General features: G+C 64.8%; 2 protein-coding genes and 1 pseudogene. 1 reads left to right on the top strand and 2 read right to left on the bottom strand.

The window, feature by feature from the left end; genetic code table 11:
* Positions 1–132 precede the first annotated feature (132 nt).
* On the top strand, positions 133–831 hold the full coding sequence (locus tag EN943_RS36530) for a ribonuclease HII (protein ID WP_127416559.1): 699 nt from the start codon (positions 133–135) through the stop codon (positions 829–831).
* Positions 832–982: 151 nt separating this feature from the next.
* Here EN943_RS36530 and EN943_RS36525 read toward each other — a convergent pair whose 3' ends face one another.
* Positions 983–1,957: an IS5 family transposase gene (locus EN943_RS36525; protein WP_127416558.1), complete on the bottom strand. Its 975-nt coding sequence runs from the start codon at positions 1,955–1,957 to the stop codon at positions 983–985.
* A 268-nt stretch (positions 1,958–2,225) separates the two neighbouring features.
* A pseudogene (locus EN943_RS36520) lies at positions 2,226–2,417 on the bottom strand (ATP F0F1 synthase subunit B); the annotation flags it as partial.

The following is a 2,417-nucleotide window of genomic DNA, read 5'->3' as shown; positions in this document are numbered from 1 at the left end:
GGTTGATCCGTCGCGCACCAAGAATCCCGTCCGGCCTGCCCCGGCCTGCAGACGGTGCCCTCCCGGTCCGGCGCCCCACCCGACCCGGAGGGACTTGCGGAGAATCGGAGCCGATGCGAACCTCGCCGCAACATGGCTCGCGCGCGTTCCGATTCTCCGCCTCTCTTTGAGATCATCGAGAAGCCCGACTTCTCCTTCGAGACGAAGGCGATGGCCGAGGGCCTGTGGCCGGTCGCCGGGATGGACGAGGCAGGCCGTGGCCCCCTGGCCGGGCCGGTGGTCGCGGCAGCCGTGGTGCTCGATCCCGCCAACATTCCCGACGGCCTCGACGATTCCAAACGCCTCAGCCATTTGCAGCGTGAAGCCTTGTTCCTGCGAATTCTCGGCTCCGCTCAGGCGGTGTCGATGGCCTCCATCAGCGCCGAGGGCATCGACGGCAGCAACATCCTCAAGGCAAGCCTGGAAGCCATGCGCCGCGCACTGGTCGGGCTGTCGGTCCGACCGAAGCTCGCCCTCGCTGACGGACGCGACGTACCACCGGGGCTGCCCTGCGAAGGACGCGCGCTGATCAAGGGCGACCAGCGTTCGCAGTCGATCGCGGCCGCCTCGATCGTCGCCAAGGTGATGCGAGACCGCATGATGTGCGGCTGCGGCAACCACCACGACCGCTACGGGTTCGAAGTTCATATGGGCTACGCCACGGTTCGCCATCGCACCGCGATCGAAGCGCATGGCCCGGTGGCGCGGCTGCATCGCGTATCGTTTTCACCGTTCAGGCTGGGTGGCGCTGAAGTGGTTGAAGAAGAGAGCTTTGCTGGATTGGATAGCTGATCTCCCCCCTTGTGGGCCCGTTGCGTTATTGGGCTGTTGGGGCAAGGAGAGAAGGCAAGGCCAATGTGGGTTGCCTTGCGAGGCGGGGTTGGGGCCGGATTGGCTTGGGTTTGAGGTATTCGGCGGATTTCGGGCGCAATGCGGCCCTGGATCAGGTCGCCAGCGTCACCCAGCGGCGCATGTTGAAGGCGATGGCCGCGATGAGGATCTGTGCTGCCGCCTTGGCCAGGCCGCGATAGCGGATGGCGCAAAGCCGCATGCGGTTCTTCAAGGTGGCAAAGGTCGTCTCGACGGCAAAGCGTTGCCGCGCGATCAGCCGGTTGAAGTGTTTCAGCCGCGCTGGCAGGCGCGGATGATGCTTGTTGGCCCGCCGCATCAGTCGCGGCTTGATCCCGCGCTCCCTCAACAACAGCTCGCGCGCCTTGGTGTGATAGGCCGCATCCGCCAGCACCGCGCCTTCGTCGCCACAGATCAGATGATCTGCCTCGACCGTATCGTTGACGTTGGCCGCTGTCGTCCTCACCCGGCGGATCAGGCCAGAGCCCTGATCGACACCAACATGGGCCTTGTAGCCATAGGAGGAGCCAGGCTTGCCCTGCCGACGTGTAAAGCCGGCATCGGGATCGCCGGCCTGACCCGCCTCGTGCGCCGCTCCACTGGGTGGGCGTGCCGCCGCCGTCTCGATCACCGTGGCATCGAGCATCGTGCCGCGCCGCAGGATCAGCCCGGCCTTGTCCAACTGCCGGTCCAGTTCGCCAAACAGCTTCTCCAGAAGCCCAACCTCCACAAGAAGATTGCGAAAGCGGTTGAGGGTGGTGTGGTCGGGAACCGTCTCCTCGAGCGTCAGCCCAACGAAGCGGCGGAACGACAGCCGATCGGCCAGCGCCTCCTCCAGTTCGCTGTCCGACAGTCCATACAAGGACTGCAACAGAAGTGCCTTGAACATCACCAGCGAATTGTAGGCAGGCCGGCCTGGTCCAGCCGGCGAGCGCAGCCGCGCCAGGATCTTCTCGAAGCGATACCACTTCACCAGCGACGAAAGCCGGTCCAGGCGACCGCTCCGACCAAGTCCCTGCGGCAGCAGGGCCTCCACAAAACTGAACTGACCGCTCGGCCTCGTCGCCATCGCTCGATCCCCGTTTCAAAAACAGAGAATCATATCCACCCAATTTTGCAACAGTCCCACAAGGGGGAGATGGCCGGCAGGCCAGAGGGGGTCGCCGCGCGTGAAGCGCCGACCTTTTCTTCGCTGCAAGAAGGCGTGCGCCCAGTAGAGCCGACCCCCTCTGTCGCCTTCGGCGACATCTCCCCCTCGAGGGGGGAGATTATCAGCGCCGCAACAAAAAAGCCGCCGGGTTGCCCTGGCGGCTTCGATTGTATGGCGTATGCGAAAGCTAGTTCAGCTTCGACTTCACGTCCGCAAGCGAAGCCTTGAACAGATCTGCATCGGCCTTGGCGTCGATCTTGCCGGCAAGCAGCGCGCGCGCTGCCTCAACGGCGATATCGACGGCGCTGGCGCGGACTTCGCTGATGGCGTCACGCTCGGCCTGGCCGATCTTCTGCTCGGCAAGCGCGGTGCGCCTGAC

The sequence above is a fragment of the Mesorhizobium sp. M7A.F.Ca.US.006.01.1.1 genome (assembly GCF_003997935.1).
Classification (GTDB): domain Bacteria; phylum Pseudomonadota; class Alphaproteobacteria; order Rhizobiales; family Rhizobiaceae; genus Mesorhizobium.
The sequence above is the reverse complement of the archived record's forward strand: the minus strand, read 5'-3'. Positions and strand labels throughout refer to the sequence as shown.